This window comes from Paenibacillus polysaccharolyticus (assembly GCF_900102085.1).
Lineage (GTDB): Bacteria > Bacillota > Bacilli > Paenibacillales > Paenibacillaceae > Paenibacillus > Paenibacillus polysaccharolyticus.
The window spans coordinates 323,081-346,911 of the sequence record NZ_FMVM01000003.1 but is presented as its reverse complement, the minus strand read 5'-3'; the positions used below and the strand labels follow the sequence as shown (position 1 = coordinate 346,911).

At 46.6% G+C, this 23,831-nt stretch carries 21 protein-coding genes and 1 other annotated feature; of the genes, 14 read left to right on the top strand and 7 right to left on the bottom strand.

Features of this window, described 5'->3' with window-relative positions:
* Window positions 1-146 precede the first annotated feature (146 nt).
* The 13 genes from dinG (at window position 147) to BLQ13_RS06145 (ending at window position 15,050) form a co-directional block, all read left to right on the top strand.
* The gene (gene dinG, locus BLQ13_RS06205) at window positions 147-3,008 is read left to right on the top strand and encodes an ATP-dependent DNA helicase DinG (protein ID WP_090917151.1); all 2,862 of its coding nucleotides are present in this window, start codon (window positions 147-149) and stop codon (window positions 3,006-3,008) included.
* 218 nt (window positions 3,009-3,226) lie between these two features.
* A complete protein-coding gene (locus tag BLQ13_RS06200; protein ID WP_090917150.1) occupies window positions 3,227-3,883 on the top strand; it encodes a redox-sensing transcriptional repressor Rex in 657 nt (218 codons plus the stop codon).
* Window positions 3,867-5,174 carry an amidohydrolase gene (locus BLQ13_RS06195; RefSeq protein WP_090917148.1) on the top strand — a complete coding sequence of 436 codons (1,308 nt, stop codon included), beginning with the start codon at window positions 3,867-3,869 and terminating at the stop codon, window positions 5,172-5,174. The genes BLQ13_RS06200 and BLQ13_RS06195 overlap by 17 nt, the downstream gene beginning before the upstream one ends.
* Window positions 5,175-5,218: 44 nt before the next feature.
* Window positions 5,219-5,749, top strand: a complete 531-nt coding sequence (locus BLQ13_RS06190; protein ID WP_090917146.1) for a DUF5590 domain-containing protein — start codon at window positions 5,219-5,221, stop codon at window positions 5,747-5,749.
* A gap of 331 nt (window positions 5,750-6,080) precedes the next feature.
* Window positions 6,081-6,608, top strand: coding sequence for a hypothetical protein (locus BLQ13_RS06185; RefSeq protein ID WP_090917144.1), 528 nt, complete (start codon window positions 6,081-6,083; stop codon window positions 6,606-6,608).
* Window positions 6,601-8,103, top strand: a complete 1,503-nt coding sequence (locus tag BLQ13_RS06180) for an AAA family ATPase (RefSeq protein ID WP_090917142.1) — start codon at window positions 6,601-6,603, stop codon at window positions 8,101-8,103. The genes BLQ13_RS06185 and BLQ13_RS06180 overlap by 8 nt, the downstream gene beginning before the upstream one ends.
* A gap of 133 nt (window positions 8,104-8,236) precedes the next feature.
* Complete coding sequence (locus tag BLQ13_RS06175) at window positions 8,237-9,109, top strand: 3-hydroxyacyl-CoA dehydrogenase family protein (RefSeq protein ID WP_090917140.1); 873 nt, start codon at window positions 8,237-8,239, stop codon at window positions 9,107-9,109.
* Window positions 9,106-10,311, top strand: coding sequence for an acetate/propionate family kinase (locus tag BLQ13_RS06170; RefSeq protein WP_090917138.1), 1,206 nt, complete (start codon window positions 9,106-9,108; stop codon window positions 10,309-10,311). The genes BLQ13_RS06175 and BLQ13_RS06170 overlap by 4 nt, the downstream gene beginning before the upstream one ends.
* Window positions 10,312-10,413: 102 nt before the next feature.
* Window positions 10,414-11,709, top strand: a complete 1,296-nt coding sequence (gene asnS, locus BLQ13_RS06165; protein ID WP_090917136.1) for an asparagine--tRNA ligase — start codon at window positions 10,414-10,416, stop codon at window positions 11,707-11,709.
* A gap of 20 nt (window positions 11,710-11,729) precedes the next feature.
* Entirely contained in the window at window positions 11,730-12,434 is a 705-nt protein-coding gene (locus tag BLQ13_RS06160; protein WP_090917134.1) for a DnaD domain-containing protein, read from the top strand.
* Window positions 12,435-12,741: 307 nt separating this feature from the next.
* On the top strand, window positions 12,742-13,242 hold the full coding sequence (locus BLQ13_RS06155) for an RNA polymerase sigma factor (RefSeq protein WP_090917132.1): 501 nt from the start codon (window positions 12,742-12,744) through the stop codon (window positions 13,240-13,242).
* On the top strand, window positions 13,235-13,687 hold the full coding sequence (locus tag BLQ13_RS06150; RefSeq protein WP_090917131.1) for a hypothetical protein: 453 nt from the start codon (window positions 13,235-13,237) through the stop codon (window positions 13,685-13,687). The genes BLQ13_RS06155 and BLQ13_RS06150 overlap by 8 nt, the downstream gene beginning before the upstream one ends.
* 28 nt (window positions 13,688-13,715) lie before the next feature.
* The gene (locus tag BLQ13_RS06145; protein ID WP_090917130.1) at window positions 13,716-15,050 is read left to right on the top strand and encodes a multi-tm2 domain protein; all 1,335 of its coding nucleotides are present in this window, start codon (window positions 13,716-13,718) and stop codon (window positions 15,048-15,050) included.
* A gap of 77 nt (window positions 15,051-15,127) precedes the next feature.
* Here BLQ13_RS06145 and BLQ13_RS06140 read toward each other — a convergent pair whose 3' ends face one another.
* From BLQ13_RS06140 to BLQ13_RS06105, 7 genes are all read right to left on the bottom strand, one after another.
* On the bottom strand, window positions 15,128-15,781 hold the full coding sequence (locus BLQ13_RS06140; RefSeq protein WP_090917127.1) for a methylthioribulose 1-phosphate dehydratase: 654 nt from the start codon (window positions 15,779-15,781) through the stop codon (window positions 15,128-15,130).
* Window positions 15,782-15,783: 2 nt separating this feature from the next.
* On the bottom strand, window positions 15,784-16,461 hold the full coding sequence (locus tag BLQ13_RS06135) for a 2-hydroxy-3-keto-5-methylthiopentenyl-1-phosphate phosphatase (protein ID WP_090917125.1): 678 nt from the start codon (window positions 16,459-16,461) through the stop codon (window positions 15,784-15,786).
* Window positions 16,458-17,681, bottom strand: coding sequence for a 2,3-diketo-5-methylthiopentyl-1-phosphate enolase (locus BLQ13_RS06130; RefSeq protein ID WP_208606755.1), 1,224 nt, complete (start codon window positions 17,679-17,681; stop codon window positions 16,458-16,460). The genes BLQ13_RS06135 and BLQ13_RS06130 overlap by 4 nt, the downstream gene beginning before the upstream one ends.
* Window positions 17,674-18,540, bottom strand: coding sequence for a pyrroline-5-carboxylate reductase (proC, locus tag BLQ13_RS06125; RefSeq protein WP_186811616.1), 867 nt, complete (start codon window positions 18,538-18,540; stop codon window positions 17,674-17,676). The genes BLQ13_RS06130 and proC overlap by 8 nt, the downstream gene beginning before the upstream one ends.
* Window positions 18,541-18,577: 37 nt before the next feature.
* A complete protein-coding gene (locus tag BLQ13_RS06120; RefSeq protein WP_090917121.1) occupies window positions 18,578-19,825 on the bottom strand; it encodes a glutamate-5-semialdehyde dehydrogenase in 1,248 nt (415 codons plus the stop codon).
* A gap of 25 nt (window positions 19,826-19,850) precedes the next feature.
* A complete protein-coding gene (gene proB, locus BLQ13_RS06115; protein WP_090917119.1) occupies window positions 19,851-20,954 on the bottom strand; it encodes a glutamate 5-kinase in 1,104 nt (367 codons plus the stop codon).
* Window positions 20,955-21,036: 82 nt separating this feature from the next.
* Window positions 21,037-21,256: a binding site (T-box leader), on the bottom strand.
* A gap of 74 nt (window positions 21,257-21,330) precedes the next feature.
* Window positions 21,331-22,539: a pyridoxal phosphate-dependent aminotransferase gene (locus BLQ13_RS06105; protein ID WP_090917115.1), complete on the bottom strand. Its 1,209-nt coding sequence runs from the start codon at window positions 22,537-22,539 to the stop codon at window positions 21,331-21,333.
* 242 nt (window positions 22,540-22,781) lie between these two features.
* Here BLQ13_RS06105 and BLQ13_RS06100 point away from each other — a divergent pair, with 242 nt between their 5' ends.
* On the top strand, window positions 22,782-23,810 hold the full coding sequence (locus BLQ13_RS06100) for an ABC transporter substrate-binding protein (RefSeq protein WP_090917113.1): 1,029 nt from the start codon (window positions 22,782-22,784) through the stop codon (window positions 23,808-23,810).
* Window positions 23,811-23,831: the final 21 nt, after the last annotated feature.

Genomic DNA, 23,831 nt, shown 5'->3' with positions numbered 1-23,831 from the left:
TGAAAAAGACATGTGGCAACAAAAGAACGGTGTTTCCTCCTATGGCATAGCGGCGGAAACACCGCTTTTTTGTCAGTTAATTTTCAAATGTCCTTTTTTTTGCTATGCTGTAACATAGACTGGAATGGAAGGGATCGTATATTGCAATGAAATTTGCCGTTTTGGATTTCGAAACAACCGGCACGCAGTCCGACGGTGAGATCATACAGGCCGGACTTGCCATCATAGACCATGACTTCAGCATAACTCAAATATATAGTTCTTATGTAAATCCGGGTGTTCCAATTCCGCCATTTATTACAGGGTTGACCGGAATTACAGAGGAAAATGTCGCGGATGCTCCGTCTCTTGAAGAGATGATGATGGAGATGGTACCGCTTCTTGACGATGTGGTGTTAGTGGGCCATAACGTTGCATTTGATTTTCATTTTTTACAGAATGCGCTTGATCGATGTGGTTATTTGCCTTTTACAGGCCGTATTCTGGATACGATTGATTTCTTAAAAATTACATTTCCATCGCTGGGTTCATATCAGCTCGGTTATGTATCAGCCGAATTCGGGTTTGAACATGACCGCCCCCATCAGGCAGACAGTGATGCACTGGCAACAGCCCATGTTTTGCTTAAATGTCTTGATGAGCTTAAAGAGCTGCCGTTAATTACAATCCAGCGGCTTAGCGATCTGTTTGCACCAGAGGACAGTGATCTGGGCTGGTTTTTCGACGGACTACGTGCAGAGAAGGAAGCAGAACCGATTCAGGACCTGGATGGTCATACGTATTACCGTCAGCTGGCGCTTAACGTCAGTGACTGGACGGAAATTGGTGCACCTCGGGATGAAAGAGAAGCGAACCCGCTGGAAGGTGTGACCTTTGATCAGTTTATGGATCAGGTGCGCGCGAACCTCAAAGAGACACTGGATCATTATGAAGAGCGTGAAGCACAGACACAGATGTTTGGCAGTGTACGGCAGGCGCTGGATGAAGAGAAACATCTTTTGCTGGAAGCCGGAACGGGAACAGGGAAATCCCTGGGATACTTGTTGCCTGCTATTTACGAAAGTGTAAAACAAGAACAGAAGGTGATGGTAAGCACTCACACCATTAACTTGCAAGAACAACTGCGCGAGCGGGATATTCCGATGCTGACGCAGGTAGTTCCTTTTCCGTTCAAAGCTTCCGTATTCAAGGGGAGAGGCCACTATCTCTGTCTTCGTAAATTCGAACAGAAAATCAACAAACGTGAATTTGCTACGCCGAAAGAGGACTACTTCACGGCAGCACAAATGATCGTGTGGCTGACCCAAACCGAAACGGGTGACGATGAAGAATTGAACCTCAGTGCACGCGGAGGAGACTTCTGGGAAACGGTACAAAGCGAGTCCGAGTCTTGCCTCGGTAGATCCTGTCCGTGGTTCCGTAAGTGCTTTTATCATCGTGCGAAACATGAGGCGGGGCTTTCTGATATTGTGATTACCAATCACTCCAAACTGTTTACAGACGTGAAGGCTGCTCATCAGCTGTTGCCAGCTTATGAAAGTCTGGTCATTGATGAGGCGCACCATCTTGAAGATGTAGCGGGTAAACATTTGGGGCTTCACATGAAGTATTTTACGCTCGTACACACACTGACCCGTTTATTCAAAGATAGTCGTAATGGCCAGCTTCCCATGCTTCGCTCTCAGTTGTCAGGGCACGAGAACGGTGTACAGTGGGGTTCAATGGTAGATCAGATGTTTCCCCTTGCCGTTGAAGTGAAGGAAATGTGGGATCGTCTGAGCGATGCTCTGTTTGGTCTTCTGCCTGAACGGAGCGATGCTTCTCCAGGGGAGACCGGACAGTTCTCGCTGCGGCTTAAAGCGTCTCAGAAGCCTGCCAAGTGGCAGGAGTTGCAGGATTTGGAGAACCAGATCTATGTGACATTGGGTGATTTGGTTCGTAAGGGTGACAAACTGTTGCTCGAAGTAAAAGAAGATCAGGATGATTATCAGTCCGACAGTCTGATCACTGATATCACCGGGCTCTTGAAAGATCTGACGACGATGAAGGAGAATTTAAGATTCTTTATGCGTATGGATGATGCCAAGACCGTGTACTGGATGGAGGCCAGCGGACAGTTCCGTAGCAAGTCACTCCAGCTATACGCTGTTCCGGTGGATGTGAGCGCGCAATTGAAAGAGATGTTTTTCGATAAAAAGAAAAGCGTTGTGCTTACATCGGCTACGCTGTCGGTGGATAAGTCATTCCAGTTCATGATTGAGCAACTGGGTTTGCAGGAAGCTGCCGACAATAATCGGCTTCTGACCTCGATGCTACCTTCCCCATTCAATTATCGGGAACAAGCTTTGTTAGTAATCCCGCGGGATTTCCCGAGTCTGAAGGGGAGCGTAGGGGACGCGCACTTTGTACAGATGCTGGTGCACTCTCTTGCTGAGACGGCGATTGCAACTCAAGGACGTATGATGGTGCTGTTTACCTCTTATAAAATGCTTCGACAAGTCTATGAACCACTGAAAGAGGCTTTGTCCGGGAATGACATCTCGTTACTGGGGCAAGGTGTTGACAGCGGGAATCGTTCGAAGTTGACCCGACGCTTCCAGGATGCCAAAGCAGCAGTCCTGCTGGGTACGAGTAGCTTCTGGGAGGGCGTGGATATTCCGGGTGAAGCGCTGACCTGTCTTGCGATTGTGAGACTGCCTTTCCAGCCGCCTAACCATCCGCTTCTGGAAGCGAAGAGTGAACTGTTGCAAGAGCAGAAGAAAAATCCATTTATGAAGCTTTCTGTGCCACAGGCAGTCATTCGCTTCAAGCAGGGGTTCGGCAGGCTTGTTCGGACAGGCAAAGATCGCGGAATCGTCATTGTGTATGATACGCGTGTAATTGAAGCTTATTACGGCAAGTACTTCCTGTATTCGCTACCTGGACCAAAGATGGAGCATATGCTGACAGAACAGATGGTTCCCCGTATTGCTGAATGGTTAGATCGACCTGCAGAAACTCAAAAATAATTACGATGTAAAGCTATAACATTGCATTGGACTTCACCATGGCGTTAAACTTTGAAGAAGACTTCACAAAGTTCGAACAGGGCAGCGCTTTAATGAACTTATAATCCTAATAATTCGGGCATTCTGTATGAGGACATCATGCATGGATATTGCATGTATACAGAATGCTCATCTTTTCAATATTTATTTAATCGTGGCGATGGTAAGGGGGAGCAAGGATGAAATCGGATAAAATATCAGAAGCGGTAGTACGGCGTCTGCCTGTATATTTGCGTTATTTAAACGAGTTGGTTCAGCGTGAGGTGACAACGGTTTCCTCGCAGGAGCTAGGACAGCGACTGGATTTGAATCCAGCTCAAATCCGTAAAGATTTAGCTTATTTCGGTGATTTTGGTCGTAAAGGAATCGGGTATGATGTGTCTTACCTGATCGAGAAGATTCGTCACATTTTGAAAATTGATCAGCAAATTAATGTGGCTCTGGTAGGGGCCGGTAATCTCGGACATGCCTTATCGAATTATAATGCTTATTTGAAGGACAATATGAAAATTGTCGCAATTTTTGATGCGTTTGGGCCTAAGATTGGCAGTAAAATTAATAGCCTGACGGTCAAACCTATGGAAGAACTTACAGAAGCGGTTCAGAAAGATAACATTCGTATCGGGATCATCACGGTGCCGGACACGGAAGCTCAGAATGTTGCCGATCAACTGATTGATTCGGGCATTGAGGCGATCCTGAATTTTGCACCGACGATTCTAAAAACGCCTTCACATGTGCGGATTCATCATGCAGACTTTACAACGGATTTGCTCAGTTTGGCTTATTATTTGGAGAACGGGAAGGAAGATGAGCTTGATGACAACAACGAATAAATGGGTAATCCAAAATGGTAAATTTGCTGTAAATGAAGGTGCCAATTGGACAGTGATTCAAGGGTATATGGTCGTTGAAAATGACAAGATTGTGCATATTGGTGAGACGCTGCCGGATGGTGACGAGAACCTGCCTAAAGTGGATGGAAAAGGACTGCTCTTCCTGCCGGGTCTGATCAATACGCATGGTCATGCGGCAATGTCTCTGCTTCGAGGTCATGGTGATGACCTGGCATTGCAAGTGTGGTTACAAGAAAAAATGTGGCCAATGGAAGCCAAAATGACTTCTGAGGACGTGTATTGGGGAGCATCCCTTTCGGTGCTTGAGATGTTAAAAGGCGGAACAACAGCTTTCCTGGACATGTATGACCACATGGATCAGGTAGCAAAAGTGGTTGAACAGTCAGGAGCAAGAGCTGCGCTGGCTCGCGGTGTCATTGGATTGTGCTCCGAAGAAGAGCAGATGCGAAAGCTCGAAGAGTCCGCTGCGTTTGCGCGTGAATGGAATGGACAGGCGGATGGACGCATCACAACCGTAATCTCTCCGCACGCGCCTTACACATGCCCTCCAGATTACATAGAGAAGCTTGTTCAAGTTGCGCATGATCTAAACCTGCCTCTCCATACGCACATGTCAGAGACGCTTCGTGAAGTGGAGCAGAATGTATCAGATTATGGCATGCGTCCAGTGGCACATTTGGAGAAGCATGGCTTTTTCTCACGTCCTTCACTCGTAGCGCATGCTGTGCATCTCAACGATGAAGAGATCGAAATCTTGGCACGTCATGATGTCGCTGTATCGCATAATCCGGGTAGTAATTTGAAGCTTGCATCGGGTGTAGCTCGTGTTCCCGCTTTGTTGAAAGCAGGAGTTACTGTATCTTTGGGAACAGACGGACCGGCAAGCAACAACAATCTGGATATGTTTGAGGAAATGAGACTTGCAGCTTTAATTCATAAAGGAGTATCCGGTGATCCTACCGCCGTACCTGCCGGGGAAGCGTTGCTTCTTGGAACAGCTTACGGTGCGAAGTCCATCTTCCTGAACGATACTGGAGCTTTGCAAGTTGGTAAAAAGGCTGATTTTATTGCACTCAACATTGAACAGGCTCACTTCTATCCACACACGGATTTGATTTCACATGCAATTTACTCGGCTTCGGCGAAAGATGTGGAACATGTATGGGTGGATGGCAAACAAGTCGTAAAACATGGTGAATGTTTAACACTGGATGAAGAGCGCATTTTGCGGGAATCCCAGTTGGCCTTTGATCAATTGCTTGCGCGTTAAGAGGCAACTTCAATGCGCACTTTTAGGGAAAGGAAGTTCAACACTTGAAGAAAAAAAAGAAGTGGATATGGATATCGCTGCTCATTCTCGTTCTGATCTTGATTGGGCTTCAGCGATATTACGTCTATGTTACGCAGGATCAGCGGCAGGAAGAAGCATTGGCGATTGAATCGGCACAGAACCAGCTGGGCATTACAGCACCTGATGAACTGCGGAAGTACGTGTGGGGCGAAAAGAGTGGCGCTGACAACATATACTGGACGATGACAGCTAAAAACAAAGATAATCAGGACATTATGGTCTGGGTTAAGTTTGATAATAACAATCAGCCTGTACAAGGCGCGGCAGGTGTGCACAGTGAGTTATTGCAGAACGGGATGACCGAAACGCAGATTCGCAACCGTTTCAGCTCAGACGTTCCAGGCGGTGAGATCAAACGGATCATGCCAGGTGTTGTGAACAATATCTATGTGTGGCAAGTGTACTATAACGATGATACGCATAACTATTATCGCTTTTACCGATTTAGCAACGGAGAGCAAGTCGATCTGGTATATACTTTACCGAACAGCTGACTTCATACATCTTCTTCCGTTATGATGATGAATAAAACGGTCAATTCATAGATAGTTGCACATAACAATAAGCCAAAAAACCGGCAGACGGGATACCGACTGCCGGTTTTTTGGCATTCCAACCATTGAACATCAAATGAAATAGTTAAAATTATTAATTTATTCATATTTTCGCCTTCGAAATTGTATATACGATGTGATATACTCAGATATGTACTGGAGTTAACGAACAACGCAAATAAATCTGCAATAAACGTTGCAGACATGATGTACAGCTAAATATACAAGCCTGTAGATTAAGGACGGGCTCATTTTGGGAGGGGTAATTCATTTGAAGCTGAAAGTATTGCCTATTGTTCTGACCGCCGTAGTTTCTGCCGTCCTGTTGTTTGGAGGTTGGTTCATATACCGTCAAGTAGCCGTACAGAGTCCGATTGAAAAGATGGTTACTCAGTACGAAGGTGTTAATAGCGTTCAGTTAACTATTAACCGCAATGATGTACAAATGAAACTTGATTTAAAGCCAAATGTAGATTTAGGTAGACTGGTGCAATATATTCATAGAGAAGGACAGAACCTGATCGGCTCCCGAGCGCTCAAACTGGATGTTGTAGACCACTCCAATGAGGCGCTTGAAAACTGGTGGGGAGATGCCATGTTTACCGTAGCCCAGGCGATGGAGAACAAACAATACGCCGAGATTACTCCGACGTTGTCCAAGATGGCTACAGGAGGAATTCAAGTCAATACGGCGATGGATGACAACAATGTTTATGTAAGTCTGCGAGACGGAGAAGCCAGCAAGTTTATTATACTGCCGCGTGTACCCGGTCAGATAGGAGTGTGGCCTAATGCCTAAATGGACAAAAGAAGCAGCCATAGGAATTGTCCCAGTTGTTATCATTTTTCTTGCTTTTATCGGTGTGAATATTGTTCCGATTCTGATCGCAGCATTGTTGGTTGGTGGGTTGTTATTCATGATGCAGATGCGCGGCGGGATTACGGTTGGTGCTGGACAAGAGCGTAAACGGAAGAAAAAAGGACCTTCAAAACTGACGTTCGAAGAAATTGGAGGTCAGGACAGTGCCAAGCAGGAATTAAGAGAGGCGCTTGACTTTCTGATCCGTCATGAAGAAATACAGAAGTTTGGGATAAGGCCAATGAAAGGTATTTTGCTGACTGGTCCTCCGGGAACAGGGAAAACGTTGATGGCTAAAGCCGCGGCTCACTACACGGATTCGGTATTCGTAGCTGCATCAGGCAGTGAGTTTGTTGAAATGTATGTCGGTGTAGGTGCCAGCAGAATTCGGGATTTGTTTAAGGATGCCAGAACACGGGCAGCGAAGGAAAACAAGGAAAATGCGATCATTTTTATTGATGAGATTGATGTGATCGGTGGTAAACGTGAAGGCGGACAGCAACGTGAGTATGATCAGACCTTAAATCAATTGCTGACGGAGATGGATGGTATCTACACATCCGATACGCCTAGAATATTGCTGATTGCAGCTACCAACCGTAAAGAGATGCTCGATAGTGCACTGACACGTCCAGGGCGCTTTGACCGTCATATTCAGGTGGATCTACCAGATAAAAAAGGTAGAAAACACATCTTGGAGCTACATGCAGTGAACAAACCACTTACACAGGGCGTGAGCCTGGAAAAAACAGCGGAAGAGTCTTACGGTTTCTCAGGCGCACAGCTCGAAAGTGTCATGAATGAAGCTGCGATCTATGCGATGCGTGAGGGCTTGCTTACCATCGAACAGCGTCATTTATCTCTTGCGATTGACAAAGTGATGATGGGTGAGAAAACCGATCGCGAGTCGAGCGTTGAGGAAAAGAAGAGAGTGGCCATTCATGAACTTGGACATGCCATTATGGCTGAGCTTGTGCGTCCAGGGAGCGTAAGCCAGGTAGCCCTTAGTCCGCGTGGACAGGCACTTGGGTACGTGCGTCATAACCCGCAACAGGAGCAGTTTCTGTATACGAAACGTTTTCTGGAGGAGCAGATCATGATTGCACTGGGTGGTGCAGCCGCCGAAGAAATGTACTATGGTGGCCGTTCTACAGGTTCACGCAATGACTTTGAACAAGCGACGAATGTTGTACAGACGATGATGGCTTCCGGTTTGACGTCACTCGGGATTGTAAATATGGATATGGTCACTACCGAAGAACTGATGAGAGAAAATAAAGTTATTCTTCAGGAACTGATGGAGCAGACGAAACGCCGGCTTGAAGAGCAACGGTCAATTTTCGACAATTCACTCGACATTCTGATGCGTGAGGAAGTTTTGTCAGGAGAACAATTTCGTTGTCAATTTCGTGACAGTGCACGTTTACCAGCATAATTTCTTTATGCTGGTTATTTTTTTTTACATTTCAGTCGTGCTAAGATATTATTAGTTGTTGGGTCGAAATTTGTAATTTTCGGCGAACAGGGTACAATAGAGAAATAGAGAACCGAAAGGATGGAGCAGAACCATGTTTTTCAAAAAAATAGGAGTTGTCGGCGGCGGTACGATGGGGCAAGGAATTTCCCAGATGCTCGCAGCCAAAGGACTTGATGTGCTTCTAGTGGAGCATACGACTAAGAAGCTTGATCATGCATATGACATGATTGAAACCAATTTGGATAAACAGCTCGAGAAATGGGCGATTACCAAAGCGGAGAAGAAATTGATTCTCTCCCGTATTACGAAAGTAGCGCACTTGGCTGAACTGGGCTCTTGCGATATGGTTATTGAAACGATCTCGGAAGATCTGGAAGCTAAAAAAGCAGTCTTTAATCAATTGGATCAGGTATGTCCAAGCAATGTGATTTTGGCAAGTAACACGTCCACGCTGAGTTTGACCGAGCTTGCAAGCTCGACCAAGTACCCGGAGCGTGTTATTGGTATGCACTTTATTCACCCGGTATCCCGGGTTGATCTTGTTGAGATTATTCGTGGTCTGAAAACATCCGATACTACATTTGAAGAAACTCGCCGCTTTGTTGAAGAAGTCGTAGACAAAAAAGGCGTTATGATCTATGAATCCCCTGGATTTGTAACCTCCCGTCTGATCTGCTTGCTGATCAACGAAGCGCTTCATGTCCTGCAAGAAGGTGTAGCTTCTGCTGAGGACATCGATGATGCAATGCGTATCGGTTATAATTTCCAACATGGACCGCTTGAAATGGCTGACCGCTTCGGACTTGATTCCGTTGAAGCAGCCCTCGAAAGAATGTTCCGTGAATTCGGAGAACTGAAATATCGTCCTTCGATTGTCCTGAAAAAAATGGTGCGCGCAGGTCATCTGGGCGTAAAATCAGGAGAAGGATTCTTCAAGTACGACAAGGATGGTGACCGTCTGTGAATATACTCGTAATTAACGCGGGGAGTTCCTCGCTCAAATATCAATTGTACAACATGGAAGATGAATCGGTACTTGCAAAAGGTCTGGTAGAGCGAATCGGGATGGATTCTTCCATTCTGACACATAAACCGACTGGCCGTGAGGAAGTTACGGAAGTTAGTGAGATTCTAGAACATACGACTGCGATTCGTAAAGTCATTGATTTGTTGACACACAAGGAACACGGCGTCGTTGCTTCTGTTAGTGAAATTCAGGCTGTAGGTCACCGTGTAGTACACGGCGGTGAAGCGTTTAAAGAATCTTCACTGGTAGACGACGCTGCAAAAGCGGAAATCCGTCGTTTGTTTGACTTAGCTCCGCTTCATAACCCGGCAGCAATGATGGGTATCCGTGCGGCGGAATTGAATATGCCAGGTGTGCCTCAGGTAATGGTGTTTGATACAGCATTCCACCAAACGATGCCTGAACATGCTTATCTATATGCTATTCCACGTGTACTTTACAAAAAATACAAAGTACGTCGTTACGGCGCCCATGGTACCTCCCATGATTACGTAAGCAAAGCGGCAGCCGAGTATCTCGGTCGTCCGGTGGAAGACTTGAAAATCATCACTTGTCACGTAGGTAACGGTGGTAGTGTAACTGCTGTTAAAGGCGGCGTATCCGTGGATACATCGATGGGTATGACTCCACTTGAAGGTCTGATGATGGGAACGCGTAGTGGTGACCTTGATCCAGCGATTGTGCCTTATGTTATGAACAAGGAAGAACTTAGCGTAAGTGAAGTTAGCTCCATGTTGAACAAACACAGCGGACTTTTGGCGATTTCCGGAATCAGCAGTGATATGCGTGAAATTACAGAAGGCATGGAAAAAGGCGAGCCTAATTCGACGCTGGCATTTGAAATGTATGAATATCGTTTGCGTAAATATATCGGTTCTTATGCTGCGGCGATGAACGGTGTAGACGTGATCGTATTTACAGCTGGTGTGGGTGAAAACTCCGTTGTTCTTCGTCAGAAAGTATGTGAGCAATTGACATACCTCGGCGTTGAACTGGATGAAGCATTAAATGCGATCCGTTCCGGCGAGCCACGCCGCATTACAACTGAAAATTCAAAAGTGGACGTTCTTGTCGTACCTACGAACGAAGAATTGGTCATCGCACGAGATACACACCGAATCGTATTGAATTCTAAGTAATCTAACTGTAAAGTAAATACAGGATGACAATGAAGTGCAGAGGGCAGGTGCGAACCTGTCCGCTGCATTTTCAAATTTATGGAACCAAGGGGAGATATGGGCATGGATACGAATTGTGTAATTCGTAATGTGAACGAGCACGTGGGTGAGACAGTTACCATCGGCGCTTGGATTAATAACAAACGCTCTAGCGGTAAAATTCAGTTTTTGCAACTTCGTGATGGAACTGGATATATTCAAGGTGTAGTGGTTAAGAGTGAAGTTAGTGAAGACATCTGGAATGATGCCAAAAGCCTGACCCAGGAAAGCTCTGTCTACGTGACAGGTATTATCCGTGAAGAGCCACGGAGCGCGTCCGGGTATGAGATGACCGTTACTGGCGTGAAAATCATTCATCTGACAGAAAACTATCCTATTACACCGAAAGAGCATGGTGTGGATTTCTTGATGGATCATCGCCATCTGTGGCTTCGTTCCACCAAGCAACGTGCCGTAATGGTGATTCGTGCAGAGATTATTCGTGCTGTTCAGCAGTTTTTTGATGGTAACGGATTCACACAGGTGGACCCTCCGATCCTGACACCTTCATCTGCTGAAGGAACAACCAACCTGTTCCATATCAAATATTTTGATGAGGATGCGTACCTGACACAAAGTGGACAATTGTACATGGAAGCCGCAGCGATGGCGCTTGGTAAAGTATATTCCTTCGGTCCGACCTTCCGTGCAGAGAAATCCAAAACTCGCCGTCACCTGATTGAGTTCTGGATGATTGAGCCGGAGATGGCATTTGTCGATCACGAGGAAAGCTTGCGCGTACAAGAGAAATTCATCGCACATGTTGTTCAATCCGTGGTGAAAAATTGCCGAGCTGAGCTCGAGTCTATCGGACGTGACGTCTCCAAACTGGAAGGCATTACAGCTCCGTTTCCCCGTATTACGTATGACGAAGCGATTGAGTTCCTGAATGGACAAGGCTTTGACATTCCTTGGGGCGAAGATTTCGGTGCACCACATGAAACAGCGATTGCGGAAAAATACAACACTCCTGTATTTATTACGCATTACCCAGCTGGAATCAAAGCATTTTACATGAAACCAGATCCAAATCGCCCTGAAGTAGTTCTCTGTGCGGACATGATTGCGCCGGAAGGTTATGGCGAGATCATTGGTGGATCGCAGCGTATCGATGATCCAGAACTGATGCAACAGCGTTTTGAAGAGCACAACCTTTCGGATGAAGCGTACCAATGGTACCTGGATCTGCGTAAATACGGATCGGTTCCTCACTCCGGTTTCGGTCTGGGATTGGAGCGCACGGTAGCTTGGATCTGTGGACTTGACCATGTTCGTGAGACTATTGCATTCCCTCGTATGCTCTATCGTCTGTACCCTTAATGCTTAACGGAAAAGAGTATATGGAAGACGCGTCCTCCAAAGCCTGGTTAAGCGGTGCAGCTTACGGTATGGCTTCAGGTACTGCTCAACTACCGTACGCCTTACTACGTTTTTATCATCAGCTTGGATTGTCCGATACTGAGGTTCTGCTTCTCATTCAATTACTGGGCTTCCGTCAGGCGGAATTCAATGAATTTCCAACCCTTGAAGAGCTTGCTACACGAATGGGACTTGCTCCTGAAGGCATTGCCAGAATGTTGCAGCGTCTGATGAGGGATGGATACATTACGATAGATGAGCATCGGGACGAAGAACGGGATATTCAGTATGAACGTTATGACCTGCACGGCTTGTATGCCAAGCTTGCGATGTGTACAGCGGAAGATGCAGCTCATGCCCGGTCAGAACAACAAAAAGCCAATACTTCACGCCCAGATTCGAACAGTGTTCAAAAAGAAGAGGAAGAGCGAAATATGTTCTCTATTTTTGAAAAAGAATTTGGTCGTCCTCTCTCGCCAATGGAGTGTGAAACGATCTCCAGCTGGCTGGATCAGGATCGCTATCAGGAAGAACTTATTCTGATGGCTTTGAAGGAAGCGGTATTTGCAGGAAAAGTGCATTTCAGGTACATCGACCGAATTTTGCTGGAGTGGAGCAGGAATCGTGTTAAAAATGTACAGGATGCTAAAGCGTATACGCAACGTTTCCGCAATGGCGGACGTTAAATTAAATAAACAGGCCAGAATTCATTCTGTGCCTGTTTTTTGATATTATTTTGCTCCATAATATACTTCTTATTAGCTATATTTAAATCTATATCACGTTTTTTCGAGGGGATTTTAATAGTTTAACTGGTCTTTCAGTCGGAGCAAGAAATATAACTTCAATACCCCAAGGAATACTAATTATAAAAAGTTAATAAAAATTGCAGGGGTCAGTTGACCAGTCGTCGTCTATAGAATTGGAGAGGAGGGGAGAGTTATTGACGAAGCGCTCGTAATTGAACAAATCCGTCAAGGGGATGCATCTCAAATGCGTGTTCTGATCGACAAATACAGTCAGCATGTCTATCATGTGGCGTATTCTGTCTTACGTAACGATCAGGATGCACAGGATGCCGCTCAGGAGGCGTTCATTCAGATTTATAAATCTCTCCCCGACTACCGATCCGAAGGGTTCAAGACGTGGATCACACGGATTGCTTTTCACAAGGCTATTGATGCCAAACGCAAGCTGGGCAGACGGAGTGCTGAAGATCTGGGCGGAGATGAAATGGTAGTTAATCTGCCTGGACGGGATGAAGACGTTCTAGCCCGTGTCATTCGTGAAGAACGGCAGGAGAAACTTCGTGAGCGGATTAATCAGCTGCCTGCCCAGCACCGGGATATTATTACCGCTTATTATCTGAGCGAGAAAAATTATGAGCAAATTGCCCATGAGGCTCAGGTTGCTGTAAAAACGGTTGAATCAAGGTTATACCGGGCTAGACAGTGGATTCGAAATCATTGGAAGGAGGAAGAGTGGCGTGAGTAAAAAAGAAATGTATACCATCCAGCAATGGACGGATTATATCGAAGGCCGAATCAGCGGCAAACAGGCGATTCTGATGGAGCAGTTTCTTCTGAATGAACCAGACGCAATGCAAGATTATCTTGAAGCTTTAGATATGGAGCGAAACTACCCTGCATTACCGAATTCAGTTGATTTTACAGACTCCGTCATGAAGCGAATTGAGAGTATGGCGCCCGATGGCAAGACACGACATTCTAGAGGTGAACGAAACCGCCGATGGTTTGAACATAGAGTATTTCACTACGCTGTAGCAGCCTGTTTAACATTGATTTTTCTCTCTTCCGGACTGTTTGACAAGGTGGCCCCTTATCATAAATTCCAAGAAGGTGACACTTCAGGCTCATTTACCGAGAAATGGACTGAGGCAGCTACCTCATGGCTGGATAATTTCAAACCCAAACCTTGATTGGTTTCACATGGCCTGAATAGAAAGGATGACGACTGTGCATTCAGATCGTAATAAATTACTTGCATTTTTATTAAATCTGTTCCCTGGGCTTGGGTTCCTCTATTGGCGGCGAACGGCCCGAGCTGTAGTTTACCCGTTATTATTTTTTGGAACGGGCATTGGTTTTGTCATGCTGACCTATTTGGTCGGTGATAAGGATCTACTAGTCTTTGGATTATTAGGTGTGATCTTTATCTGGTGTCTCAGTATGCTAGACATGATTATTGTGTTGCTCTCTGCACCTTCCGTCCGAGAAATGTATTACAACGGACAAGGTATGCATTATGGTCATCCTGAACATCATCAAGGTTCAACCTATCCAGAGGGTTATGTTAGAGAACAAGGACCAATGGGGGCTATAAATCAGAATGACATGCATCGCCAGGGTGCTGAGGGTGAGCATGAATATGGCGGATTTCCTGGTGGGGCAACCTATACGGGACCTCACCCCATGTACCGTAAGGGAAGTGAAGGGGAGCGTTTTTTCACCATTTTGCTTTCATTTGTGCCTGGTCTTGGACATTTACATCTTGGATTGCTTCACCGGGGCTTATCCTTTTTGATCGCGTTTTTTGGTTCATTCGCCATGATGGTGTTCGTATCCGCCATTACAAACGAATCTATATTTTTGATGTTTTTGCTCATTCTGCCTGTAATCTGGGTATACTGCATGTTCGATGCGGTCCAGCATGTACATCGCAAGCAGGCTGGTGAAGTGTTACAGGATCGAACGTTATTTGAAGAGCTCGAGACAGGCAGAATTATGGGCAAGCGCAGCAAAGTGCTGGCTACACTGCTCTCCGCTTTTCCGGGTGCGGGGCATATGTATCTCGGATTGCAAAAAAGAGGTCTGCAACTTATGTTTTTGTTCCTTGGTAGCATCTACATTCTGGACCTGCTTCGTTTATCTGTGTTCCTGTTTATGATTCCACTGATCTGGTTCTATAGCTTCTTTGACGGACTTCAATGCTCAAGTCGGTATGGACGTGAACCGCTTAATGATCAGCCGGTCTTCAAAGACTGGGTTAAACATCAGCGTTTTATCGGGATGGGAATCGCGGCTCTCGGTTTGTACTATTTAACGATCCGCCTGATTATTCCGCAATTAAACGAGATGTTTCCGAATGTGTTTCTGACGTATGAGATTCGTTCGTATTTGAACACAGTTATCGTTTCCTTTTTGCTCATCTTTGGTGGGTTAAAGTTGTTATTTGGAAAACAGCGTGAGTCTACTGCTGAGGCATCGATGGCCAATGCGAACCACACTAAGGATGATGAATTGGAAAGTCTCTTTTTATTCAAGGATCGAGATAAACGATGATTCGTTTACAAGAAACAGTATAAAAAGCAAAACACACCAGGGCTGATCTCAAGCCGCTGGTGTGTTTTTTTAATAATCTATTTTTGTGCGCCTTTCAGCAAAAGCTGACGGTACATCACTTCGAACAAAAATTCAAAAGCTTCCAGATGACGTTTCGCCTCAAAAGCATCCTTACCCCACGCATAAATCCCGTGGTTACGCAGCAGAATTCCAGGAACATTAGCGTCTAGTGCACCCGGTACCAATTCAGCGATGGAAGGAATATGTGCGAAGTTGGGCAGAACAGGAACACGAATGGCTGCATTTTCTTCCCAAATATTAAAGGCTTTGATCAATTCAATACCTTGAATCGGCACATGACCATCTTCACCGAAAAATTCGCTGATAAGGTTGTTAAACACCGTATGCACATGGAATACCGCGCCACAACCGGTTAAACGATAGATTTCACAGTGAATCAACGTTTCGGCGCTCGGCTTCAACGTAGTCGCTTCGATCGCTTTGCCTTCCTTATCAACAAAAAGGAAATCTTCCGGCGTACGCAGGGACTTGTCTTTGCCTGAGGCGGTCACCGCAAAATAAAATTGTTCCGGGTCGAATTCACCTACCCGCATCGACAGGTTGCCACTTGTTCCGGGAAACCAGTTCCGGCTTGCGAACAATGCTTTGACATCCGCCAGTTCTTCCAGAACCTGACGTTTATGTTCCAGTGTAATCTTTTCAAAACCCATCTTTACAGCACTCCTTGTAATTGCTTCTGCTTCATATCTTCGATGATGTCATAAAAGGTCGTAAATGGCACATGATCTACACCAAGTTCCACACATTTATCCGTCAGAATGGAGCGGGAGTAGACCAGATCAGCGATTTTAGCTCCTTCGAAGTCTGTTAGACTGTCTCCGATCAGAATTCGGTTATACTGTTCTTCCGGAAACGTACGAATGACGGTCGTTTTACACATCCCGCAACCGTTGTTGCAAGGGGGCTGACAGGGATGCGGCCATTCAATGCGAATGTGTTCACCGGAGAAATCTGCACCGTTACAGTATACATGATCCTGCGGAATGTCGAAGGGGGCGAGTAAGGGCTCAATGAAGAAGCCCATGCCACCGCTGGTCACATTAAATTCGATGTCCTCACTGCGAACATACTCCAGAAATGCTTGGAATCCTTCACGAATGCCTGCTTGTCCAAGAACAAATTCAACAATTTCATCTTTTCGCGAGGAAGGCAGGAGAGCAAACATGGCTCCCACCCCTTCGCGAAGAGATATTTTTTGTTCAATCGTGTCTTTCATGATGGCATCGATACCTTCTGGTTTGAAGTGTTTCATAATGGCGACAATGTTGTCTGAGAGCGTAATGGTTCCATCAAAATCACAGAAAATTGCTGTTTTCTTATCTGATCTCATCGTTCTCCACCCCACAGATCAAGTGCGCTTTTCAGCTCGGGGTGCTCGGAAGCATACTCGGCCAGTGGAATGGAGCGCCCAGCGGCTTCAATGGCTTGCAAGAACGCACGTCCACCTGCTTCGGTTCCCATGGGATGTCCGTGAATTCCACCGCCGGCATTGACGATCACATCCTTGCCGAAGTCTCTCAGAATCATCGGAACAAGTCCTGGATGAATTCCTGCTGAAGGCACGGGCATACTTGTTCTTACAGGTAGATCAGATGTGAGCAATTGCCCAGTGATCGCCATATTTTCTTCCTTCGGCATCGTAACCGAACCGTAAGGTGAAGGGAAGAGCACGAGATCAGCACCGGCGAGACGCATCAACTGGCCCAATACAACAGACGCAGAAATACCGTAATGCGGTGATGGATACAAAGCACCGGCAAGTGCCGGGTGAGCCATGATTGGTACGTTAATGTCAGGATCACTGCTTAGTTCATGCAACACATCATAACCATAGGAGAGCACGTTGAAGAGTAACGCATTCGCACCTGCACTGATCGCACGTTCAGCTTGTTGTTTCAAACGGGAGGTAGGTCCCGTCAAATTGGTGGCGTACAGAAGTTTTTTGCCTGTTTCTTGGCGAGCCTGTTCGGCAGCCTTCATGCAGACCTCAACTCTTTTTTCAATCGGTGTAAGCTTGTTCTCAAACAGGATTTCATCGTCTTTGATCAGATCAACGCCCCCAAGAGCCTGACGGATAAATTGCTCCCGCAGTTCTTCGGCATTCAGTCCAATAACCGATTTGAAAATACTCATCAACAAAGGACGATCATGAACTCCAAGCAGATCCCGCACACCGCTCAGCCCAAACTTCGGTCCCGGGAAAGCGCGCAAGAAGTTATCTGAAAATCCGAGATGATTCAGCTTGATGCGTCCGTCCATCGAGATTTTGCCAAAAACGGTGACAAGCAAAGCTGGGATATCTTGACTAAAGTTAATATCCGGGTATCCAATGGTGATATCTGCATAACGTTCTCCAGGTGCTAATCCTTCCGCTTCGTGTACCTCGACCTTGATCACTTCACCCAGATGTTTTTGCATGGCTTCCCGCTGCGCCTGAGGTAGCTCCGTCCAGCTGCCCACGGTCATACCTATGGCAATCGATTGAGCTTTTTTGTAAAAATCGGCATGATCATCATGCAGACGATATGTGGCAGTACACATGTTATTCATGTTTTAAATCTCCTTCCAACGCAGCTCCCATCTCGCGAGAACGTTCTGCACAGCGGCTCACGGCCGCAATGACATTTTCAAAGAAGTCTCCTTCATCCAACGTTTTCAGAGCTGCCTGTGTTGCACCTCCAGGCGAGGTTACATCACTGCGCAGTTTCATCGGTTCCATGCCCGTCTGTTGCACCATGCGTGCTGCACCAAGCACCGTCTGAACGGTTAGATCACGAGACTGTTGACCAGACAATCCGCCGCGGATTCCGGCTGCAATCATGGCTTCCATTAGGTAGTATACATAAGCAGGTCCGCTGCCGGAAATACCCGTAAGCACTTCGAGTTTGTCTTCTGGCACAATCGTTACGATGCCTACAGCTTCGAAAAGGGACATGACTGTACTACGCTGTTCATCGGTAATCTCCGCAGAGAAAGCAAGTCCAGTGGCACCAAGTCCAATGGTGCTGGAGGTGTTAGGCATCGTTCTTGCAATCGGCTGTTTGCGGCCAAGCAGGCTCTGCATCGTACGGATCGATAGTCCAGCTATAACGGATACGATTAGCTGGTTTGGGGATAACAGGGGTCCCAGTTCACGAAGCGCCGCAGCGGCATCTTTGGGTTTCATACACAGCACAATCACAGGGGAAGAGGAAAGGATATCCATTGATTTTGAGGCTGTTCCGGTATGCACGGCATAACGGGTGCTCAGTTCCTCCTGACGTTTCAAGTTGCTGCGATTCAGCATCGTAATATCCTGAGGACGAACGACAAGGCGGGAAATGAGCCCACGCACGATGGCTTCAGCCATCGCACCTGCTCCGTGGAAAGTAATCTTTTGTTGTAGTAGTGTCTGTTGCTCTTGGCTCATGTATATCGTTCCTCCTATATAACTGGTTGCTCAAAAATTATTGACGAATCTGACCATTGCCTGTAATCCGGTATTTACTTGACGTCAGTGCAGGTAGTCCCATTGGGCCCCGTGCATGCAACTTCTGTGTACTGATTCCAATCTCGGCACCGTATCCGAATTCGAATCCGTCGGTGAAACGAGTGGAAGCATTATGATAGACAGCCGCCGCATCAACTTCTTGCATAAACCGTTCTGCATGCGCGGCATCACGGGTCACAATGCATTCGGAATGCTTCGTTCCATAGTGTGCAATATGCTGCAGGGCTTCATCCAGATTTTCTACAACGCGGATGTTCAAAATATAATTGTTATACTCTGTTGCGTAATCTTCCTCTGTGGCCTGGGCCGCTGTCGGAACAAGGCGCCGCACCGTTTCACAACCTTTTAGAACGACACTTGCTTCACGGAAGCGCTCAGCCAGAGTTGGGAGATGCTTTTCTGCATAGTTCGCATGTAGTAGCAAGGTTTCCATAGAGTTACATACCGATGGGCGCTGTGCTTTGGCATTGATAGCAATATCGGTCGCCATAGCTTCGTCCGCTGATTCATCCACATAGGTATGACAGATGCCAGCACCCGTCTCAATGACCGGTACCGTTGCGTTCGCTACGACAGTGCGAATTAGTGAAGCACCACCACGTGGGATGATAACGTCCAGCAGTCCATTCAGCTTGAGCATTTCGTCAACGGAAGCACGGTCTGCGTCTTCTACCAACTGAAGTGCATCTGCAGGCATTGCCGTAGTTGCCAGCGCTTGATGTAGCACCTCCACAATTTTCCGATTGGAGGAGAGAGCGGAGGAGCCGCCGCGTAGGAGTACAGCATTGCCTGTTTTGAGACAAAGGCCTGCAGCGTCAACCGTCACGTTAGGACGAGCTTCATAAATAATGCCAATCAGGCCAATCGGAACTCTTGATTTTTCGATGTGCAGGCCATTCGGACGTGTAAAAGTTTCCAGCACTTCGCCCACAGGATCGGGTAATTCCGCGATCTGACGTAAGCCTTCAGCGATGCCTGTGATGCGCTCTTTATTCAGTGCCAGACGATCCAGCATGGATTCAGGAGTGCCTTGTTCTCTGCCGCGATCCAGATCTTCCACATTTGCAGTAATGATGGCATCCGCCGAAGCAATCAAGGCGTCAGCCATAGTGCGCAGTGCGGCGTTCTTCTGTTCCGTACTCAGCCGATTTAATTCGGTGACGACAGCTTTGGCTTTACTTGCTTTTTCTCTAACTTCACTCATCTTAAATCCTCCTCTAGTTCAGCTATTATTTCAAGGTAATCCATTCATCGCGATGAATCACTTCAAGTCTATGGATGCTGTTCAGCTGTTTCATGACCTCGCCGCTTGGCAGTCCCGCGATCTGACGAAGCTGATCATCATCGTAATTGACGATGCCACGTCCGAGTAGCGACTCATCGGGGCCAAGTACTTCGACCACATCGCCCGCATGGAATGTTCCCAGAACTCGCTTTACGCCTACGGGAAGCAGACTGTGCCCACCGTGAACGAGCGCTTCCTCAGCACCATGATCAACAACAACTGTCCCAAGCGGAGTGGACATGAAGCCAAGCCATTGTTTTTTGCGAGAGAGTGAGGCCAGCTTGGTCTCAAAATAAGTTCCTTTTCCGATTCCATCCAAAGCGAGTTGCATGTCCCCAGGTTCTTTCACACTGCCTACAAAAACAGGAACACCTCCGCGTGTGGCGACTTTGGCCGCATCCACCTTGGAGCGCATACCGCCTGTGCCTACAGCTGATCCCGAACCGCCGGCATATGCATATATCTCGGCTGTAATTTCAGGTATACGGTCGTATCGCTTCGCGGTAGGATCTTTACGTGGATCAGCAGTGTACAACCCATTCGTATCTGTAACGATGATCAGATGCTGTGCCTTGACCAGATTGGCAACCAGCGCAGATAACAGATCGTTATCACCGAATTTCAATTCGTCGACAGATACAGTATCATTTTCGTTAAAAATCGGAATGACCCCTTGCTTGAGCAGTTCCTCTACGGTCATACCCGCATTTCCCATGCGTTTACGGCTGTGGAAGTCGGTACGGGTCAGTAATATTTGCGCTGTAGTAACGCGGTGCGCCGCAAAAGCCTGTTGATATGCCTGCATCAGCAAAGCCTGCCCAACCGCCGCAGCCGCTTGTTTCTCATGTAGTTGTTTGGGACGCTGAGGGTAACCGATCTCCCGGAATCCGGCAGCAACGGCACCAGAAGTGACGAGCAGAACTTCGTGGCCCTGAGCAACAAGCGAGGCCATTTCATCTGCGAAAAAGGATATCGCCTGGCGATCCAATCCGCCTTCTTCAGTGGTTAATGAGCTGCTTCCGATTTTAACGACAATACGTGAAGTCATGATTTCACTTCCTTAAACATAATTAATCAGTGATTGCGAAGCAGTCTGCTTAGGTACAAAAAAAACTCCCGTCCTTTGGTTAAAAAAGGACGAAAGTTCGTTACTTCCGCGGTACCACCTTTATTGATGATCATGATCAGATCATCCGGCTCATGCCCTGTAACAGAAGGCACTGTCCTGTACACAACAGGCCGCTCAGGGGTAGGTTTCGGAGAGAAGCCGCGGTAAATTCTTGCAGCCAGATGGAATTTACTCTCTGTGCGCAGCTGATTCTCTCTTACTGGTCCCGTCATCACGTTTCGTTTACTATTTCTTATAACATACCATGGAAAGTTGGCATATGCAAAGAGATTGTAGCCATGTGTTCAGCTTTCACTTATTTGAAAAGATGAAGCTTCCCAATTCGCTCCGCCGCTTCACGCAGTCGTTGCTCATCACTCAGAAGACCTATGCGTACGTAACCTTCTCCGTGGGAGCCAAAACCGATACCAGGCGCGACAGCAACCTTCGCTTCTCGTAGCAGAATTTCAGCCAAACCAGAGGAGGTATATCCTTCCGGCACAGGCAACCATCCAAAGAATGAACCTTCCGGCTTGGACGCTTGCCAACCGATCGCGGAAAGCGCCTCGTAAAATGCATCACGACGAGATTCATATTGTGCGACCAGTGAAGTGACACAGTCCTGCGGGCCTGTCAGAGCTTCCGCAGCGGCAGCTTGGATACCGCCAAACAGGCTGACATAGATATGATCCTGTAGCAGATTGATTTTAGAGATGATCTCCGCATTCCCCAGTGCAAATCCGACACGCCATCCTGCCATATTATATGTTTTGGAGAGGGTGTAGAACTCGATGCCTACCTCTTTGGCTCCTGGAGCTTGCAAGAAACTGACAGGACGACGCCCGTCATATCCAATTGCACCATAAGCAAAATCACTGGCAACGACAATCTGATTCTGAATCGCAAATTCAACAGTGTCCTCGTAAAAGGATAGCGGAGCGGTGGCCGAGGTTGGGTTGTTGGGATAGTTCAGGAACATAAGCTTGGCCTTCTGCCGATCATCAGCGGAGATTGCTTCATAATCGGGTAGAAATGCATTGGATTTCAATAGAGGCATGAAGCTCATACGCGCCTGCGCGAGAGCAACGCCTGACCAATAGTCAGGATACCCTGGATCGGGAACGAGACATACATCCCCGGGATTCAATAAGACTTGAGGTAATTGAACCAGTCCGGTTTTGCCACCAAATAGAATAGCGACCTCGGTCTCGGGATCAAGATCAACGTTGTAATCTTCTTTGTAACGTTTGGCAACGGCTTCCTTCAGGAAGGCATACCCGCGAAACGGAGAATATTTATGATAAAGGGGATTTTCAGCCGATTGCTGTAAAGATTGAACAATACGCGGTGGAGTAGGGGTGTCAGGATTACCTTGCCCCAGATTAATGACATCATGACCGCTCGCAATCTCGCGGTTCACATTTTGAACAAGGGTCGCAAAAAATTGCGTTGGCAACTGTGACATGACATTTGCAGAGGGAATTGGAAAGGCGGAAAGAGAAGATCTATGTTCTGAATTCGTCATCGTATATATCACTCCATGATGTTCATTTATGGCAAAACGTTCTCATTAATTTATCACGTCAATCCCGAGCTGTATAGAGGGAGATAGAAGTGAGGAAGAACATTTTTGTACAAAAGGGAAATGCAAAATTCAAGTTTATCCATTGAGATCAGAAAATCCATGAGTTAAGATATTTTACGATAATGATAATCAATATCATTTAAAAAATCTTGAGAGCACATCAAACAGGGGGAAAAATAGAGATGCAAAGCAAGTTCCATAACAAGTTCCGAAATACGGCCCTTTTATTGACAGTCACAGCGTTGTCTGTACTTTTATTCGCATGTTCAAACGAGGCATCGACATCTGCGCCAGCTTCAGAGAATCCAGGTAATGTATCGGTTAATCAGGCAAGTAAAGACACGGAAACCGGAAAACAAACTTCTGCAGATGAGGATAACGTCGGACAGACAAGACAGTTCAAAGATTGGACAGGTCATACCGTGACTGTGCCTGTTACTCCTCAACGTGTAATCTATCATGGCGAAGTTACCGGGGATCTGGTCGCACTGGGCGTTATCCCGGTGGGCATACTTCGGCAGGAAGGCATGGTGTTTGACGACCAGGTAGCGGATTCGGAAGATGTGGGATTTCCGTTTAGTGTAGAGAGAGCCGTTGGATTGAACCCGGATCTGATTATTTTTTCGAATAGTGATGAAGCACAGTATGATCAGATCTCAAAAGTCGCACCTACAGTAACCTTTGATTCATTCGCAACATTGGAGGAGCGCATGCGAACGTTAGGCGATCTGTTAAACAAAAAACAGGAGGCAGAGGACTGGATTACAGCGCATCAAACTGCAACAGAGCAAATGTGGAAAAAGCTTCGTGATCATGGCCTAAAAGAAGGAGAGACAGCATCGGTGTTTACGATGTATCCGGGGAATCGTCTTTTTGTGATGGCTGGAGCCGGGTTACCTCAGTTGTTATATGGCAAGAATGGGATGGAACCAACACCTGAAATCCAGAAGTTATTGAATGAAGAAATGGGATTTGCGGAGATTTCTACGGAAAAAATGACAGAAATTGCTGGTGATCGGATATTTATCCTTGAACCAGTAACGGATGATGCCAAGCAGTCCACCAAGGAATTGATGGACAGCGCAGTATGGAAAAACCTGCCCGCCGTTAAAGCTGGCAAGGTGTATCATTTTGATATTGTCAAAGCTTCGGGTGATGCGATGTCCAGAGAATGGTTATTGAAGGAGCTGCCCGAGCAGATGATTCAATGATGAAGTTCAAGGGAATCCGAC

Coding starts and splice junctions, on each gene's coding strand:
- dinG (WP_090917151.1), top strand. CDS start 147: ATGAAATTTGCCGTTTTGGATTTCGAAACAACCGGCACGCAGTCCGAC.
- BLQ13_RS06200 (WP_090917150.1), top strand. CDS start 3,227: ATGAAATCGGATAAAATATCAGAAGCGGTAGTACGGCGTCTGCCTGTA.
- BLQ13_RS06195 (WP_090917148.1), top strand. CDS start 3,867: ATGACAACAACGAATAAATGGGTAATCCAAAATGGTAAATTTGCTGTA.
- BLQ13_RS06180 (WP_090917142.1), top strand. CDS start 6,601: ATGCCTAAATGGACAAAAGAAGCAGCCATAGGAATTGTCCCAGTTGTT.
- BLQ13_RS06175 (WP_090917140.1), top strand. CDS start 8,237: ATGTTTTTCAAAAAAATAGGAGTTGTCGGCGGCGGTACGATGGGGCAA.
- asnS (WP_090917136.1), top strand. CDS start 10,414: ATGGATACGAATTGTGTAATTCGTAATGTGAACGAGCACGTGGGTGAG.
- BLQ13_RS06160 (WP_090917134.1), top strand. CDS start 11,730: ATGGAAGACGCGTCCTCCAAAGCCTGGTTAAGCGGTGCAGCTTACGGT.
- BLQ13_RS06155 (WP_090917132.1), top strand. CDS start 12,742: ATGCGTGTTCTGATCGACAAATACAGTCAGCATGTCTATCATGTGGCG.
- BLQ13_RS06145 (WP_090917130.1), top strand. CDS start 13,716: ATGACGACTGTGCATTCAGATCGTAATAAATTACTTGCATTTTTATTA.
- BLQ13_RS06140 (WP_090917127.1), bottom strand. CDS start 15,781: ATGGGTTTTGAAAAGATTACACTGGAACATAAACGTCAGGTTCTGGAA.
- BLQ13_RS06135 (WP_090917125.1), bottom strand. CDS start 16,461: ATGAGATCAGATAAGAAAACAGCAATTTTCTGTGATTTTGATGGAACC.
- BLQ13_RS06130 (WP_208606755.1), bottom strand. CDS start 17,681: ATGAATAACATGTGTACTGCCACATATCGTCTGCATGATGATCATGCC.
- proC (WP_186811616.1), bottom strand. CDS start 18,540: ATGAGCCAAGAGCAACAGACACTACTACAACAAAAGATTACTTTCCAC.
- BLQ13_RS06120 (WP_090917121.1), bottom strand. CDS start 19,825: ATGAGTGAAGTTAGAGAAAAAGCAAGTAAAGCCAAAGCTGTCGTCACC.
- proB (WP_090917119.1), bottom strand. CDS start 20,954: ATGACTTCACGTATTGTCGTTAAAATCGGAAGCAGCTCATTAACCACT.
- BLQ13_RS06105 (WP_090917115.1), bottom strand. CDS start 22,539: ATGACGAATTCAGAACATAGATCTTCTCTTTCCGCCTTTCCAATTCCC.
- BLQ13_RS06100 (WP_090917113.1), top strand. CDS start 22,782: ATGCAAAGCAAGTTCCATAACAAGTTCCGAAATACGGCCCTTTTATTG.